The 15404-nt window shown below is 63.2% G+C and carries 16 protein-coding genes and 1 pseudogene; 12 read left to right on the forward strand and 5 right to left on the reverse strand.

All coding sequences use genetic code 11. The annotated features are described in order from the left end of the window. Positions 1–32: 32 nt before the first annotated feature. Positions 33–1157 carry a sensor histidine kinase gene (locus HX873_RS25635; protein WP_087694281.1) on the reverse strand — a complete coding sequence of 375 codons (1125 nt, stop codon included), beginning with the start codon at positions 1155–1157 and terminating at the stop codon, positions 33–35. 211 nt (positions 1158–1368) lie between these two features. Here HX873_RS25635 and HX873_RS25640 point away from each other — a divergent pair, with 211 nt between their 5' ends. From HX873_RS25640 to feaR, 9 genes are all read left to right on the forward strand, one after another. Next, on the forward strand, positions 1369–2517 hold the full coding sequence (locus HX873_RS25640; RefSeq protein WP_003208868.1) for an acyl-CoA dehydrogenase family protein: 1149 nt from the start codon (positions 1369–1371) through the stop codon (positions 2515–2517). Positions 2518–2534: 17 nt separating this feature from the next. Next, positions 2535–2906 carry a hypothetical protein gene (locus tag HX873_RS25645; protein ID WP_003208867.1) on the forward strand — a complete coding sequence of 124 codons (372 nt, stop codon included), beginning with the start codon at positions 2535–2537 and terminating at the stop codon, positions 2904–2906. Between the two features lie 3 nt (positions 2907–2909). Continuing rightward, entirely contained in the window at positions 2910–3380 is a 471-nt protein-coding gene (locus HX873_RS25650; RefSeq protein WP_008431069.1) for a nuclear transport factor 2 family protein, read from the forward strand. Further along, the gene (locus HX873_RS25655; protein ID WP_177123388.1) at positions 3377–4504 is read left to right on the forward strand and encodes an amidase; all 1128 of its coding nucleotides are present in this window, start codon (positions 3377–3379) and stop codon (positions 4502–4504) included. The genes HX873_RS25650 and HX873_RS25655 overlap by 4 nt, the downstream gene beginning before the upstream one ends. Positions 4505–4528: 24 nt before the next feature. After that, positions 4529–5812 (forward strand): Rieske 2Fe-2S domain-containing protein, encoded by a 1284-nt coding sequence (locus HX873_RS25660; protein ID WP_177123389.1) that lies wholly within the window; start codon positions 4529–4531, stop codon positions 5810–5812. Beyond that, entirely contained in the window at positions 5809–6300 is a 492-nt protein-coding gene (locus HX873_RS25665; protein ID WP_008431075.1) for an aromatic-ring-hydroxylating dioxygenase subunit beta, read from the forward strand. Before HX873_RS25660 ends, HX873_RS25665 begins: the two co-directional genes overlap by 4 nt. Before the next feature lie 139 nt (positions 6301–6439). Continuing rightward, positions 6440–7180 (forward strand): SDR family NAD(P)-dependent oxidoreductase, encoded by a 741-nt coding sequence (locus HX873_RS25670; RefSeq protein ID WP_003208858.1) that lies wholly within the window; start codon positions 6440–6442, stop codon positions 7178–7180. A gap of 96 nt (positions 7181–7276) precedes the next feature. Then, on the forward strand, positions 7277–8227 hold the full coding sequence (locus HX873_RS25675) for a PDR/VanB family oxidoreductase (RefSeq protein WP_177123390.1): 951 nt from the start codon (positions 7277–7279) through the stop codon (positions 8225–8227). 60 nt (positions 8228–8287) lie between these two features. Next, positions 8288–9208: a transcriptional regulator FeaR gene (feaR, locus tag HX873_RS25680; protein ID WP_177123391.1), complete on the forward strand. Its 921-nt coding sequence runs from the start codon at positions 8288–8290 to the stop codon at positions 9206–9208. A gap of 147 nt (positions 9209–9355) precedes the next feature. Here feaR and HX873_RS25685 read toward each other — a convergent pair whose 3' ends face one another. Next, positions 9356–9961: a response regulator transcription factor gene (locus HX873_RS25685; protein ID WP_003212609.1), complete on the reverse strand. Its 606-nt coding sequence runs from the start codon at positions 9959–9961 to the stop codon at positions 9356–9358. Between the two features lie 219 nt (positions 9962–10180). Here HX873_RS25685 and hpaC point away from each other — a divergent pair, with 219 nt between their 5' ends. Further along, positions 10181–10693 (forward strand): 4-hydroxyphenylacetate 3-monooxygenase, reductase component, encoded by a 513-nt coding sequence (hpaC, locus tag HX873_RS25690; protein WP_003212611.1) that lies wholly within the window; start codon positions 10181–10183, stop codon positions 10691–10693. A 48-nt stretch (positions 10694–10741) separates the two neighbouring features. Here hpaC and HX873_RS32135 read toward each other — a convergent pair whose 3' ends face one another. The 3 genes and pseudogenes from HX873_RS32135 to HX873_RS25700 form a co-directional block, all read right to left on the reverse strand. Next, the gene (locus HX873_RS32135) at positions 10742–11572 is read right to left on the reverse strand and encodes a methyl-accepting chemotaxis protein (protein ID WP_371132386.1); all 831 of its coding nucleotides are present in this window, start codon (positions 11570–11572) and stop codon (positions 10742–10744) included. A 24-nt stretch (positions 11573–11596) separates the two neighbouring features. Next, a pseudogene (locus HX873_RS32140) lies at positions 11597–12883 on the reverse strand (HAMP domain-containing protein); the annotation flags it as partial. A gap of 53 nt (positions 12884–12936) precedes the next feature. Beyond that, positions 12937–14259: a hypothetical protein gene (locus HX873_RS25700; protein WP_177123393.1), complete on the reverse strand. Its 1323-nt coding sequence runs from the start codon at positions 14257–14259 to the stop codon at positions 12937–12939. A gap of 226 nt (positions 14260–14485) precedes the next feature. On the opposite strand from HX873_RS25700, the gene HX873_RS25705 reads away from it, so the two are divergent. Then, complete coding sequence (locus HX873_RS25705; RefSeq protein WP_008431083.1) at positions 14486–14875, forward strand: cytochrome c family protein; 390 nt, start codon at positions 14486–14488, stop codon at positions 14873–14875. 13 nt (positions 14876–14888) lie between these two features. Then, a partial coding sequence (locus HX873_RS25710) for an aldehyde dehydrogenase family protein (protein ID WP_177123394.1) occupies positions 14889–15404 on the forward strand: 516 nt, incomplete at its 3' end.

The raw sequence follows: 15404 nt of genomic DNA on the forward strand, positions 1-15404 counted from the left end.
GTTACCGAAGAAACGGATATACCCCCCCCATCTCAAGACCCCACCAAAGGCAACGAAAAACTAAACACCGCCCCACACGGCTCCAGATTCTGCGCCCAGATATCCCCCTGATGCCGACCAATGATGTTCTTGCACAACGCCAGCCCAATCCCGTTACCACCCACCTTCGACGAAAAGAACCCGTCAAAGATTTTCTCCCGAGCCACAGCCTGAATCCCGCGTCCACAATCCTCGACACTCAACCGCGCCACGTTTCCATCACGGCAGGCATGCAGCCGCAGCACCCGACGTTCGACGGGCAGCTCGCTCATCTCTTCAATAGCATTGAATGCCAGGTTCAGAATCACCTGCCCGATCAGCACTTTTTCACAAAGCACCATCAGCGGTTCAATACTGGGGAACAGTTCCAGCCGCACCTGACTCGGCTCGGCCCGCAGGCTGATGAAATATCGGGTTTCCTGCAGCAACTCATTGAGGTCCACCCACTCCGCGCTCTGCTCCAGCTTGACCACATAATCACGCACACTCTTGATGATCGTTGACGCATGCTCGACCTGCCGCACGGCACTTTGCAGCCCCCAGTTCACCCCCTGGTCGGCACTGTGGGTATCGCCCAGACGAATCAAAACCCCCTCGATAAAGTTGCGCGTGGCCGCCAGTGGCTGGCTCAACTCATGAGCAATCGCCACCGCCATCTCGCCCATGGCGTTGTATCGGGCCAGGTATTCAAGCTGCTGTTCACTGACACGCCGGGCTTCCTCGGCGCGGATCAGGTCCCGCTTCACCTTGTCTTCCCGGGAAATATCACGGAACTGCACCATCAGCACGTCGCGCCCGTCCAGGTGCACCAGCGTCGCGACCGCTTCCGAAAGAATCTCCACCCCGGCCTTGGAGCGATAACACCACTCGATGGTGCGCTGGCCACTGCGGGCCGCGCGCTCAAGCCAACGCAGGCCGATGGAGCGCTTGTACTTCGGTGCGTCCCGGGTCATGTCCGGGGCCTTGAGCGGGATCAGTTCTTCCAGGGTAAACCCCAGCGCCGACAGCGCCGCGGTGTTGGCCCAGAGGATGTCCTTGCTCTGCGCATCGTGAAGGATGGTGCAGATCGGCATGGCTTCGATCAGGGTGTGGAAATCATTGTTATTGGGTAGGTACATCGCGTAGCCCTTGGCGGTGGAGGGGACGACTACGGTGGCAAGTTATACCGGTTTGCATCCGGGGGCACGCTCAGAAGTAATCGGGGGCGCACTAGGGGATTTCTTTAGCCGGTGGGCTGCACGCCCCAATAGTTGACGGTGGTCGGGCTTTTTACACTGGACCTATCAACGCCCGACACGGCGTCCATAACAACTACAACGGAGAAAGCCCATGCTGCGTTCGGCCCTCGTGCAACCAGACGCTTTACCCGACGTGCAGCCCACGCTGTTCCAGCAGGTGCTCGATGAAGTGCGCCAGCGCCGCGACGAGTTCGACGCCGGCTCCCATGTGCCACGGGACATGATCGAACGCTTCAAGCAGGTGGGCATCTACCGGGCGGCCACGCCCCGTTGTTTCGGCGGCGATGCCCTGGCCCCCGCAACGTTCTTGCAGATGATCGAGCGCATATCCGAAGCCGATGGCTCTGCCGGCTGGGTTGCCAGCTTCGGCAGCGCCGGGGTGTATCTTGCGGCCTTGCCCCAGGAAACCCTCGCCGAACTGTATGCCGACAGCCCCGATCTGGTGTTTGCCGGTGGCCTGTTCCCGTTGCAGCCGGCGGAAACCGTCGAGGGCGGCTGGCAGGTCAACGGCACCTGGAAGTTTGCCAGCGGCTGCAAAGGCGCCGACCTGCTGGGCGTGGGCATCGGTGCGGCGGGCGGCAAGCCACGCACTGCCGTGTTCAAGCCCGGCCAGGTTGAAATCATCGAAAACTGGGACGTGGTCGGCCTCAAGGGCACCGGCAGCCATGACCTGCGAGTTACCGACCAATACATCGACGAGCGCTGGACCTTCATCCGTGGCGGCGCCGCCACCATCGACGAGCCGCTGTTTCGTTATCCCTCGATTGCCTACGCCGCCCAGGTGCTGGCGGTGGTCAACCTCGGCCTGGCTCGCGCGGCCCTCGATGAAATCAGCGCCATGGCCAGCGGCAGCGGCATCACCGGCGCACCGAAACTGGCGGACCGCGCCTACGTGCGCATCGAAATCGCCAAGGCCGAAGCCCGGCTGAGCGCCGCTCGGGGCTTTTTCTACGGCGCCACCGAACAAGTGTGGAACTCGATCCTCGCCGGCAACCCGGTCACGGCCGAGCAAACCAGCCTGCTGCGCCTGACCGCCATTCACGTGTCCCAGGCCGGCGCCGCCGTGGTGCAGAGCGCCTACAGCCTGGCGGGCACCACCGCGATCTACCTGCGCCACCCGCTGCAACGCTACCTGCGCGACGCCATGGTGGTGACCCAGCACGCCTTCCTCAGCGAAGGCCTGTACGACGGCGCGGGCTCGGTGTTCCTCGGCGTTCCTCCATTTCCTGGCTACATCTGACTTTCAAGGATCAACCCATGTCCCAAGCCACTCAAGAACCGCTGCGCGTCGTCTTCTGCATCGGCATCACCCAGAACTTTTTCGACCTGCCTACCGGCGAAGGCCTGAGCGTGTGGAAAGGCTTCAGCCAGATGATGGGCGACCTCGGCGCCATGCCGGGCATCAACGTGCTGGGGGCGATGGATGACGACCGCTTGATGGTCGGCCCGTCGACCACCTCGCCGTGGACCGTCTACATCATGGCCGACGTCGACTGCCACCAGTCGGTGATCGACGCCTGCAACCTGTTCCGTACCACGCCGGTGGGTGAATACAGCCTGTGGCGCTACGCCAAGGTCGAAGCACGGATCGGCCGCCCGCTGACCATTCCCGAAGCGGCCAGGGTGTGAGCCATGGACCTGTTGCAGCGTGTTGAAACCCTTGAAGGGGAGAGCCAGGTAAGGCGCTTGATGGCGCGCTACATGGACCTGTGCGACGTGCCCCGGGCGGCGACCAACGTTCGCGAGTTGGCCGAGTTGTTCACCGTGGATGCGGTGTGGGAAGGCATTGGCACAAGTACCGCGCAGACCTTCGGCCAGCATCGGGGGCGCGACGCGGTGGCGGCGTTTGTCGGCAGCTACCTGCCACCGTCGGAACACTTTGCGCTGAACCTGCATTACCTCACCAGTGAGTCGATCCAGGTAGACGGCAGCGCGGCTGCAGGGCAGTGGATCATGCAACAGATTTCCACCTACGCCGACCAGCGCAGCGAGTTGTTCGGCACGCGGCTGACCATCGATTTTCGCCGTGTCGACGGCACCTGGCTGATCGCGCATTTCCGTACGCAGCGCCTGTTCAATAGCATGTTGGGGGTGAACCCATGAGTACCTTCGTCAGCGAATTTTTACTCGGCGGCAGCGGCCGACGCGTGGCCATCAAGGATTCCATCGACATCGCCGGGTATCCGACCCGCTCGGGCAGTCGTGCCTTTGCCGATGCTCCGCCGGCGACCCGGCATGCAGACGTGGTGCAGGCGGTCCTGGATGCCGGCTGGCAGATCGTCGGCAAGACCAACCTGCATGAACTGGCATTTGGCGTCACCGGCATCAACGACTGGAGCGGTACGCCCGTCAATCCCCAGGCGCCGGACCGGGTGCCGGGCGGCTCCTCCAGCGGTTCGGCCGCGGCGGTTGCGGCGGGCCTGGCGGATATCGCCATTGGTACCGACACCGGCGGCTCGGTGCGGGTGCCGGCGGCGTGCTGCGGGATTGCCGGGTTGAAACCGACCTATGGCCGAGTCAGCCGCATTGGCGCGCAACCGGCGGTATCCAGCCTCGATTGCGTCGGGCCGTTTGCCGCGAACATGCAGGACCTGATTGCCGCGATGCAGGTGATTTGCCCGGGTTTCCAGGCACAGGCGGCGCCGTCCGGCAGCGTGCCGGTGGGCTTTCTGGATGTGGCCTGTGAGCCATGGCTGAAGGCGAGCCTGATGGCTGCCGTCGACGCGGCCGGCTGGCGTCAGCAGCGTCTGCATCTGGACGACTTTGACACGGCGTTCGGCGCCGGCCTTACGGTGATTAACGTCGAAAACTGGGCAGCCTTCGATCACCTCACCGGCAAGGGCCTGATCGGTGCGGATGTCGAACAACGCTTGTTGGCTGCCAGCCGCACCAGCGCCGCTGATTTGGCCGCAGCCGAAGTCGTGCGCACCCGCTTCAGCCACCAGGTGGACGCCGCGCTCGAAGAATTCTCCGTGTTGCTGCTGCCGACGATGCCGGACCTGCCGCCGACCCTGGCCGAAGCCCGCAACGGCAGCCAGGCCGTGGCCCGCATGACGCCATTGGTGCGGCCATTCAACCTCAGCGGCCACCCGGCGTTGACGGTGCCGGTGACCCTGGCCGACAGCGGGCTGAAGGTGGGGCTGCAGATTGTCGGCCGTAAGGGCCAGGACGAATGGGTGTGTGCCCTCGGCGCACAACTGCAACAGAGCATCACGGCTCGCCAATAAGAACAACGCCTTGAGGAGGGCTCCATGAGTACCCATGAATACCGGCTGATTGCCAAATCGAAAAGCCTCGACGAGTTGGTCAAGCACGATCGCGTCGACGTCTCGCTGTACAACGACCCGGCGCTGTTCGAGGCCGAACTGGAAAAGATCTTCTACCGCACCTGGGTCTGGGTCGCCCATGAAAGCGAAGTGCGCAACAGCGGCGACTTCAAGACCGCGACCATTGGCCGGCGCCCGGTGATTGTGGTGCGCGACAAGAAAGGCGCGATCAACGTGCTGGAAAACCGCTGCCGCCACCGTGGCGCCACGGTTTGCGAGAAGCACAAGGGCAACGCCAACGGCTTCACCTGCCCGTATCACAGTTGGTCCTATGGCTTGGACGGCAAGCTGCGGGCGCTGCCTTACCCGGACGGCTACGAAGGCATCCTGGAAAAGTCCGAGTTACCCCTGACCAGCCTGCGGGTGGACAGCTACGCCGGGATGGTATTCGCCAGCTACAACGACGATATCGAACCGTTGGCCGACTTTCTCGGCGGCGCCAAACACTGGATGGACCTGTTCATGAAGCAGGGCGCCGGCTACCCGATCAAGACCCAGGGCGAACACAAGTTCAGCTTCAAGGGCAACTGGAAGATCCAGCTGGAAAACACCACCGACGGCTACCACTTCCCGATCGTGCACAAGTCGTTCATGTCGTCGGTGGACGCCGAGACCTCGGAAATGCTCTCGTTCATGACCGACGAGCAGGCCGTCACCCATTCCCTGGGCAATGGCCACAGCGTGATGGTGATGGTGCCCGAGCATGTCGACCTGGACCACGACGACGGTACCGAGCAATTGCAGGAGCGTTTCGCCCACGTCACCGAAGAACTGTCGAAAACCATGGAGCCGGCCCAGGTGCGACGCATCGTGCGCTCGCTGCACGGCGCCGGGTTCAACCTCAACCTGTTTCCCAATGTCGCCATGTCGATGTCGTTCTTCCGGGTGCTGCGCCCGGTGTCGGTCACCGAGACCGAAATCCGCCACGTCGCCCTGGGCATGGAGGGCGGCCCACAGGTTGCCAACCGCGAGCGCCTGCGCATCCATGAACACTTCCAGGGCCCGTTCGGCTTTGGCAGCCCCGACGACGCCGAGGCCTGGGACCGGGTGCAACGCGGCTCGTATGCCGGCGTGGACGCACCGATCCTGGTCAACCGTGGCCTGAACCGCGAAGTGCTGGCCGACAACGGCGACAAGGTATCCCACGCCACTGATGAAGGCGGCATGCGCGGGGCCTATGACATGTGGAAAAGGATGATGAGCCAATGAACACCCTGACTGGTTTTACCGCACCGCTGGCCCAGGCCATCGAATTCATCTGGCGTGAAGCCGAACTGCTGGACCACAAGGACTACGTGCAATGGGCCGCGTTGTGGAGCGAGAGCGGGCGCTACGTCGTGCCGATCGACCCGGACACCGAGGATTTTGAAGCCAACCTCAACTATGCCTATGACGATGCGCGCATGCGTGACCTGCGCATCGAACGGCTGACGGCGGGGTATTCACCGTCGGCGGTGGATGCGGCGAAAACCGTGCGCAGTGTGTCGCGATTCACCCTGGTGGAAGCGGCGGGCGAGGTGGTGGAGGTTAACTGTGCGCAGCTGCTCTATGCCTACAAGCGCGGGGTGCACACGCCGTTCGTGGCCGACCTGAATTACCGCATTCGGTTCAGCGCCGGGGTCGCGACCCTGGAGCGCAAGGTGGTGCGGCTGATCAATTCCACCGACAGCCTGAGTGCGCTCGGCTTTCTGTTGTAAGCACGATTCAAACAACGACACAAAACCAATGTGGGAGCGGGCTTGCTCGCGAATGCGGTGGATCAGTCGCCACATGCATTGACTGACACACCGCATTCGCGAGCAAGCCCGCTCCCACAGTTGAGATGAGGACATCCTGATGAACCGAATCGCGCTTGTAACCGGCGCCTCCCGTGGCCTCGGCGAATGCATCGCCCGGCGCCTGCACGCCGCAGGCTACCGCGTGGGCCTGGCGGATGTGCACCTGGACGGCGTGCAGCGCCTGGCCTCTGAACTCGACAACCGCGGCGAAACCGCCGTCGCCATCGAGCTGGATGTGCGCAACAAGGCCGATTTTATTCGCGCCCGGGACCTGCTCAGCGAGCGCTGGGGCGGCACCGATATCCTGGTGAACAACGCCGGGGTGTCGAAAGTTGCGGCGCTGATGGACATCACACCCGAGGAATTCGACGAATCGATGGCGATCAACCTGCGGGGCACGTTCGTGGCCTGCCAGGTGTTTGGTGCGCATTTCGCCGAACGAGGGTTCGGGCGCATCGTCAATATCGCCTCCCTCGCCGGGCAAAACGGCGGAACTGCCACTGGCGCGCATTACGCCGCGGCCAAGGGCGGCGTGGCTACGCTGACCAAGGTCTTCGCCCGTGAACTGGCGCCCCGGGGCGTGACGGTCAACAGCATTTCGCCAGGCCCGCTTGATTTGCCGGTGGTGCGCGAAACCGTGGCGCCGGAGCGCCTGGAGCAGATCCTCAAGATTATCCCGACGGGCACCCTCGGCGACCCGCACACCATCGCCGACACCGTGCTGCTGTTGATCGCCGACCACGCCGCCTCGATCACGGGCGCGTGCTGGGACATCAACGGCGGGCTGTTCATGCGCTAGTCACCCCCGAAGTGGGCCTGCTGCGCAGTCCAGCGGGAGCAAGCTCCCTCGCCACAGGTTAGCGTTCAACCGAAACAACAGGATTCAGGTGCTGCAATGATGAAGGTGAAGATCGAACGCATCGTCGATGAAGCGCTGGATATCCGTTCCTTTCGCCTTGTGCGCAGTGACGGCCAGCCCCTCGACAGTTATGAACCCGGGGCCCATGTGGACCTCACCGGGCCGACCGGCGTCACCCGCCAGTATTCGCTGTGCAGCCCGCCCCACGATGGCCGCGCGTACCTGGTGGCGGTGAAGAAAGAGGCGCAATCCCGTGGCGGCTCCCTGGCCCTGCATGAGCAGGTGCAGGAGGGCATGGAACTGGAGATGGGCGCGCCGCGCAACCTGTTCCGCCTCGACCCGGAGGCGCCGGCCCATGCGCTGTTTGCCGCCGGTATCGGGGTGACGCCGCTGTTGAGTATGGCCTATCGACTGGCCGACAGCGGCCAGCCGTGGCGCCTGCACTATTTTGCACGTTCGGCGCAGTACGCGGCGTTTACCCAGCTGTTGGCCGATACATTCGGCGAGCACGTGCAGTTTCACTATGGCGTCGAGCCGGGCGCGCTGGATGCGGCCTTGAGCGCCTGCCTGGAGCAGGCGGGCGCGGCTGCCCACGTCTACACCTGCGGCCCCGCGCCGTTCATGCACAAGGTGGTGGAAGTGGCGGCCCGCAGCCGTCCCGAGGAGGCGATCCACCTGGAGCACTTCCAGGCCGACCCAGCGGCGAATGCCGGGCCCAGCGGTGGTTTCGAGGTGGAGCTGGCCAGCTCCGGCGTGGTGCTGCAAGTACCGGCGAATACCAGCCTGGTGGACGTATTGCAGGCCCACGGTTGCGACATCGACACCGAGTGCCGCGAAGGCCTCTGCGGCACCTGCATTGTCGAGGTGCTGGAAGGCGTGCCCGACCACCGTGACAATTGCCTGTCGACCAAGGAGAAGGCCGCCAACCGGCAGATTTGTGCGTGTGTTTCCCGGGCGGTTTCCGCTCGTCTGGTATTGGATATTTGATCGGCGCTACCCGTAAGATTGCTGGGACCAAAAAAATAAAAAACGTGAGGCCTTGCGGTCATGATGAGTTCAACGGTGCAACGTAACGAATCGTTCGAGCGTTGGTTACAGCAGGTTAACCAGGCCTGTGGACGCTTCGATGCCAGGGCCCTGGGCGCGGGGTTTTATGGGGCGTTGAGCGAGTTTCGCAGCGGCGCGATCAAGCTCAGCGTGGTCGATATGGCCCAGGTGCATCTGTATCGCAGCAGCAAGGAAGTCAGTACGGGCAATGAAGGGCACTACTACGCGGTGTTCCAGTTGCAGGGCAGCGCACAGCTGGAACAGGGCGACAACCGTGCGCAGCTGGGCTGCGGTGACATCGCCCTGATCGACGCCTGCCGCCCCAGTGACATGACCTACCACGACAACTCCCGGCAATTGTCGCTGATCCTGCCGCGCCAGGTGGTGGAGCGCGGTTCGCACTTCACGACGGTCAACTGCGCGACGCGGATCTCGGCGCGCACGCCGTTGGCGCTGATGGCCAGCCAGATGGTGCTCGACACCCGGCAGCAAAACGACCTGGGCATGCAGGAAAGCGAAGCCGTGCTGGATGCATTGGTCAGCCTGCTGCTGCCGGGGATCAGCGCCCGGGACAACGGTGTGGACACCCAGGAACGGCAGTTTCGCAAGACCATCGCCTACATCGATGCGCACATCGGCGCCGAAGAACTCTGCCCCGAGCTGATCGCCCGGGAAGTCGGAGTGTCGGTGCGCGGGCTGTACCGGATGTTTTCCAAGCGCGGGCTGGTGGTGGCGCAATACATCAAGCACCGACGCCTGGATTTCTGCGCCGAAACCCTGCGCCATTCGCCGGCGGAGCAGAAGCTGTCGGCACTCTGTTATGCCTGGGGCTTCTCCGACTCCAGCTACTTCTCATCGGCGTTCAAGTCGCGCTTCGGCGTGTCACCGGGCGAGTACCGCAAGCGCTATAGCCATCATTGATGCGTGCCGCTCCCGAACCTGGAATGCATTTTCCTGTGGGAGCCGGGCTTGCCCGCGATGCAGGCCACTCGGTCTGACAGGTACACCGCCGCGACCCCATCGCAGCCTCGCCAAGGCTCGACAGCTCCCACATTCAATCATCGCGCCCTAGGGATACAGCACCTCGCGGACCAGCATGGCGATGCTGGTCACGCCCATCTTTTCCTTGATCTTGGTGCGGTGCACGTCAACGGTCTTCACGCTGATGTTCAGCTCGCGGGCAATCACCTTGCTCGCCTTGCCGTCCACCACCAGCATCAACACTTCTCGCTCCCGACTCGTCAGCAGCGCCAGCTTGCCTTGCAGGTGCTCGCGCTGTTCCTGGTCGGCCTGGGCCTGTACAGCGGTCTTCAGCGCGGCCTGGATGCGGTCGATCATCTGTTGCGGGTTGTAGGGCTTCTCGACGAAATCCAGCGCGCCGTTTTTCATTGCGGTGACCGACATCGGTATGTCGCCGTGGGCCGACACGAAGATGGTCGGCAAGGTGCTGCCGCGCCGGTTGAGGATCTCCTGCAACTGGAAGCCGCTGGTCTGCGGCATGCGCACGTCCAGCACCAGGCAGGCGGGCTGGCGCGGGTCGTAGTGCGCAAGGAACTCTTCGGCCCCGGCGAAACATTGGGCCTTTACGCTGACCGACTCCAGCAGCCAGGCCAGCGAGGTACGCAGGTCTTTGTCGTCATCAACGATGTAAACAATCGGTGTGCGAATTTCCATCAGGGACTGCCACGAGAATTTCTAATTATTGTTTTCGCACGCGGGCACGCTGCGGCGGACATTGGCTCATCTGTGGAGCCTTGCCAGCAGAATACCCAGTGTGAACGGCCCTGACGATAAAGAAACCACCTAGTCGGCATGGGGATCGTCTGAATGGTCGCGCCGCACGGGGCGTCTTAGTCTTGTGGCATCACCCACGGACCGTAAAGGGGCACCGACATGGCCGACCTGAGCCAGCAGCAAATCGACTTTCGCAACGCCATGGCGCAACTGCCGGCCGCGGTGAACATCATCACCACCAACGGCCCGGGCGGGCGTTGCGGGATCACGGCGAGTGCGGTGTGCTCGGTGACGGATTCGCCCCCCACGGTGTTGGTGTGCGTGAACCGCGGGAGTGCGACCCATGATGTGTTCCGTACCAATGGGCAGCTGTGCGTGAACGTGCTGTGCGGGGAGCAGGAAGAGCTGGCGCGGCACTTTGCCGGGATGACCCAGGTGCCCATGGCGGAGCGGTTTGCCTGGGACCTGTGGGACGGAGGCGAGGCGGGGGTGCCGGTGCTGCGGGATGCGCTGGTGCAGCTGGAAGGGCGTATCAGTGAGTGCAAGGAGGTAGGGTCGCATTCGGTGATGTTCGTGGAGTTGTCGCGGGTTGGGGTGCGGGGGCAGGGCGACAGCCTGGTGTACTTCAACCGGCTGTTTCACCGGATTGAGCATGCTGGCGCCCATTGCTGAAGGTTCAGGAGATCAAATGTGGGAGCGGGCCTGCGGGGCAGTTGTTGGTCAGATGCGAAAGCTGCCCACCAGCTGATTCAAGCGTTCCGCTTCACGCTCAAGCTCGGTACAGGCCTGCAGCGTCGACTGCAGGTTTTCCACCCCGGCCTGGTTCAGCATATTGATCTCGGTAATGTCCACATTCAGCGCTTCCACCACTGACGTCTGTTCCTCGGTCGCCGCCGCTACCGACTGGTTGACGTTATCAATCTCGCCAATCCTCTGCGTCACACTGGCCAGCCGCGTACCCGCCAGGTTGGCGATGCTCACGCTTTCCTCGCTGTGCTGCTGGCTCTCGGTCATGGTGCTGACGGATTCCCGTGCGCCCACCTGCAACTCTTCGATCATCTGCTGAATCTCCAGCGCCGACTCCTGGGTGCGATAGGCCAGGCTGCGCACCTCATCGGCCACCACCGCAAACCCGCGCCCGGCCTCACCGGCCCGGGCCGCTTCAATGGCGGCGTTCAGTGCCAGCAGATTGGTCTGCTGGGAGATGCCCTTGATCACCTCCAGGATTTGCCCGATGTTCACCGTCTTGTGATTCAGCGCATCGATGTGCACGCACGAGGCGCTGATCTTGCCCGACAGTTCATTCATCACGGCAATCGTGCGCTCCACCACCTGGCGCCCGTCCTCAGCCTGCTGCCGGGCGCCGGAGGCTTGCTGCGACGCATCGGAGGCATTACGGGCGATTTCCTGGGCGGCGGCGCCCAGTTCGTTGATCGCCGCCGCGACACTGTTGGTGCGGGTCGCCTGTTCATCGAAGTTGTTCAGCGAGGAATTCGAGGCCAGCAACACCCGCTTGACCACCTGGTTGACCCCGAGCCCCGCTGAAGACACTTCGCGAATTGACTGGTGGATGCGTTCGACAAAACGGTTGAAGGCGCTGGCCAACTGGCCGATCTCGTCCCGGGATTGCACCTCCAGCCGCCGCGTCAGGTCGCCTTCGCCACGGGAAATGTCCTCCATCACCCGGGTCAGGGTTTGCAGCGGCCGGGTGATGCGCAGCGCGGCGTACCAGATCAACAGCAGGCCGAGCAGGGCCGAGCCGCCACCCAGCAGCAGTTCCAGGGCGGTGCTTTTCACCCCTTGGGCATCGAGTTGCTGTTGCAGCGCAGTGACCGGCGCCAGCAGCACCGACTGCGGCACGCCCACCAGAACGCCCCACGGTGCGGCACCGGCAATCGGTGCCAGCGGTTCGAGTAGCTTGATTTGCTGTTGATCGACAAAGGTCTGCGGTTGCCCCTGGCGCAACGCGTCCAGTACCTGGGCGCCATCGTGCATGACTTCGCTGATCGGCTGCCCGAGGCGGCTGGCGTCCTCGCTGTAGGCGGAAATCACGCCTTTGGGGCTGACGATGCTGACTTGCCCGTGGCCGTCGAACAGTTGCCCGGCGCTGGTTTGGCTGGCCTGTTGCAAGGCCGCCAGGTTGATGTCCAGGCCAATCACCGCGATCACCTTGCCGTGCTCCATCAGCGGGAACGCAATGCTGGTCACCAGCTTGCGGCTGCCGGAAGCCTCGTCGAAATACGGCTCCAGCACACAGGCCCTGGCGGTGTCGCGGGCGCAGGTGTAGAAGGCGTTGTACGGCGCGCCGCTGGGGCCGGGCGAGGTATTGGCCAGCAGCGCTTCGTCGCCGACTACCGCTGTCAGTTCACCCGGGGTGGCCTGCACCCAGTATTGGGCGAAGCGGCCGGCCTCGTTGCTGCCGACGGCGGCCTGGTCGACGAAGTGGGCATCGTCACCGTCCAGGGCATTGGCTTCGAAAATGACGTAAATCCCGAGCAGGTCGGGCTTGTCGACCAGGGCCTGGCGCAGCTGGGTATTCAGCTCCTGGCGCAACTCTGGGCGGGTCAGTTTGCCCTGTTGTTGCAGTTGCCGCAGGTACAGCACATAACGCGACAAGCCCTGGCCGTATTCATGGGTTTGCATGAAGGTGCGTTGCACCTGCATGGCCTGAACTTGCCCCAGGGCCTGCATGTGTTCCTTGGCGGCGGCAGCGAGCATGTCGCTGCTGGCCTGGGCCACGTGCTGGCTGCTCTGGTGGGTCTGGTACAGCGACAGGCTCATCAGCAGGCCGACCACCAATAACAGGCAGAGGCCGGCGAGCAGGGCGATCTTGCTCTGGATCGTGAGGAATTTCTTGTGCATTGCGAAGGCCTTGGCCAGGCGGGGCGATGGCGGCGCCACCGCCCCGGCCGGGCTTAGAAATTAGTGGCGAACACCACTTGGCTGTAGAGGTTTTTATCGTGGTTGCCCAGCTGCGTGCCGCCTTGCTCGGCGCTCTTGTCCGGCTGGTACAGGCCGATCAGCGGCATCACTGTCAGGTGGTCGTTGACGTGCCATTCGGCATACAGGTCCAGCTCGTGGCCGTCGCTGTTGCCGAGGTTGCGGTCGATGGTCTTGAAGTCGAACAACACCGCGCCGACGTTGAGGTTCTGCAGGGGCGAAACCTTGAACGTGACGTTCTGGATGCGTGAGTTGTTGTTGAACGGCCCGGCGTAGTTGCCCGCCACTTCACCCTGGAACCAGGTGCCGTAGCCACGGCTGAAACCGTAGAACAGCGGGTCGAAGCCTTCCGAGAAGCGGCTGTAGCGGTAGCTCACATACGGCGTCCAGGTCACGTCGGAGAAGGTCCAGCCAGCTTCCAGGTACCAGGCGTCTTCGTTGCCGGTGTGGGGCTTGTCCTGCCAGGCGTATTCGCCGGACAGGAACAGGTTGGTCACCCCGGCATTGCCCGTGGCCCGCAGGCTGTAGGTCTTCATGCCATCGCGTTCCAGCTGCGTGGGGGAGGCGTACTGCTTGTCGACGTCGGTGGTGTCGATGTACGTCAGCCCCACGGTGCCTTCGGCGGCCACGTGTTCGAGGGTGGCGACGTACATCTCGGTCTTGGCCTGGGCACGGTTATCGGACTTGAGCCACATCAGGTCGCTGCGCCAGCCGTCCTTGCCGCCCAGGCGCAACACGACGGTTTCGTCGAAGGCCTTGCGGGCGGCGATGTAGTAGCCGCCGCCGCGATTGAGGTCGCCATCGGCCACGCCCTTGCCGAAGTTCAGCGCGTCGCCGTCAATCAGGAAACCGTCGCCGACCACGATGTTCTGGCGGCCGAAGGACAGGTCCACGCCATTCTCGCCCAAGGCCTCAAACAACTTGCCCGAGCGCCAGCCGAGGTAGGCGTCTTCGAATTTTGTGGTGCGCTCCGAACCGTCGCTGAAACCTGCGGCATCGCCGTCGCCCCAGGTGCCGGAACTCAGCAGGTTGGCCGCACCGTAGGTGGTGCCGGCGCCGCTGAAGCTTTTGTCGAAGCTCAGGCCGTACTTCACGTAGCCCTCGCGCCAGGACGAGGAGCCCTTGGCCAGGCGGCCGGATTGACTGTAGTTCTGCTGGCTGTGGAAGGCACCGAATACCGCTTCCAGCGTGGCGTTCAGATGACTGCTGTCATCGGCGTACAGCTCATAAGCGCCGGCCGGGTTGGCGCCGATCATCAGCGCGAGGGTCGAGAGACGAAGCAAGGGGGACTTGAGCATGGTGTGGCATCCATTCTTGTTCATGACCACAGGGTTGGGGTCTGCCGCGATACTAATGCTGGCGAAGTGACGTGCCTTTTGTCTGGTTGCCAAAGACTTGACTGTGCTTGCCAGAATCCACGGTTTGGCAGCCCGGCCAATACGACTGGCACGCAGGGCAAAACCCGAGCGACCTTGAGCCCTGACAATCGTCGGCAACTTCGATGATTTCCAAGGTCGTTTTTCTATGTTCACTGCACACAGATTTTCCCTGGCCGGCCTGCTGTCGCTGGTCCTGGCCCACAGCGCATTCGCCGCTGAATGCGGCCCTGACCAGAGTCGTGGCGCCCAGGTTTTCGCCAACGAATGCAGCGTGTGCCATGCGGTGGCGAAGGGCGGCGCGACAATGATGGGGCCAAACCTGGCGGGCGTTTACGGACGTAAATCCGGCTCCCTGGCGGGCTTCAGCTACTCCCAGGCGATGCGTGACAAAAACGTCGAGTGGCAAGCCGAGACCATCGCGCAATTCATCACCCAACCCCAGGCGTTTGTGCCCGGCACCTACATGCCCTACATGGGCCTGGCTTCGGCCGACGATCGCCAAGCGGTCGCCTGCTTTCTCAAAGAACAACATTGAATACAGGTGAATCATGAGCAACGTTGAAATCCTGCCGCAGGTGGCTGCATTCCTGGACCGTCGTCATGGCTGCTTTATCGATGGCCAGTGGGTATTTGCCGAGGGCGAACACATCAAGGTGGTCAACCCGGCCACCGGGCAAACCCTGTGCGAAACCCTCGACGCGCCGCTGCACGTGGTGGAGCAGGCGGTGCAGTCGTCCCATGCGGCGTTCAAGTCCCGCGTGTGGTCGGGATTGCGCCCGGCCGACCGTGAGCGGATTTTGCTGAACTTCACCGCGTTGGTTGAGGCCCATGCCGAGGAGCTGGCGCAGCTGGAAACCCTGAGCCAGGGCAAGTCGATCAACCTGGCGCGGGGGCTGGATCTGAACGCCACGGTGGAGTTCATGCGCTACATGTCGGGTTGGGCGACCAAGATCGAAGGGCAGACCTTTGACGTGTCGATCCCTTTGCCGCCGGGGGCCAGGTTTACTGCGTTCACCAAGCGCGAGCCAGTGGGCGTGGTGGTGGGCATCGTGCCGTGGAATTTC

This window comes from Pseudomonas sp. P7758, from assembly GCF_013386485.1.
In the GTDB taxonomy this organism is placed as follows: Bacteria; Pseudomonadota; Gammaproteobacteria; order Pseudomonadales; family Pseudomonadaceae; genus Aquipseudomonas.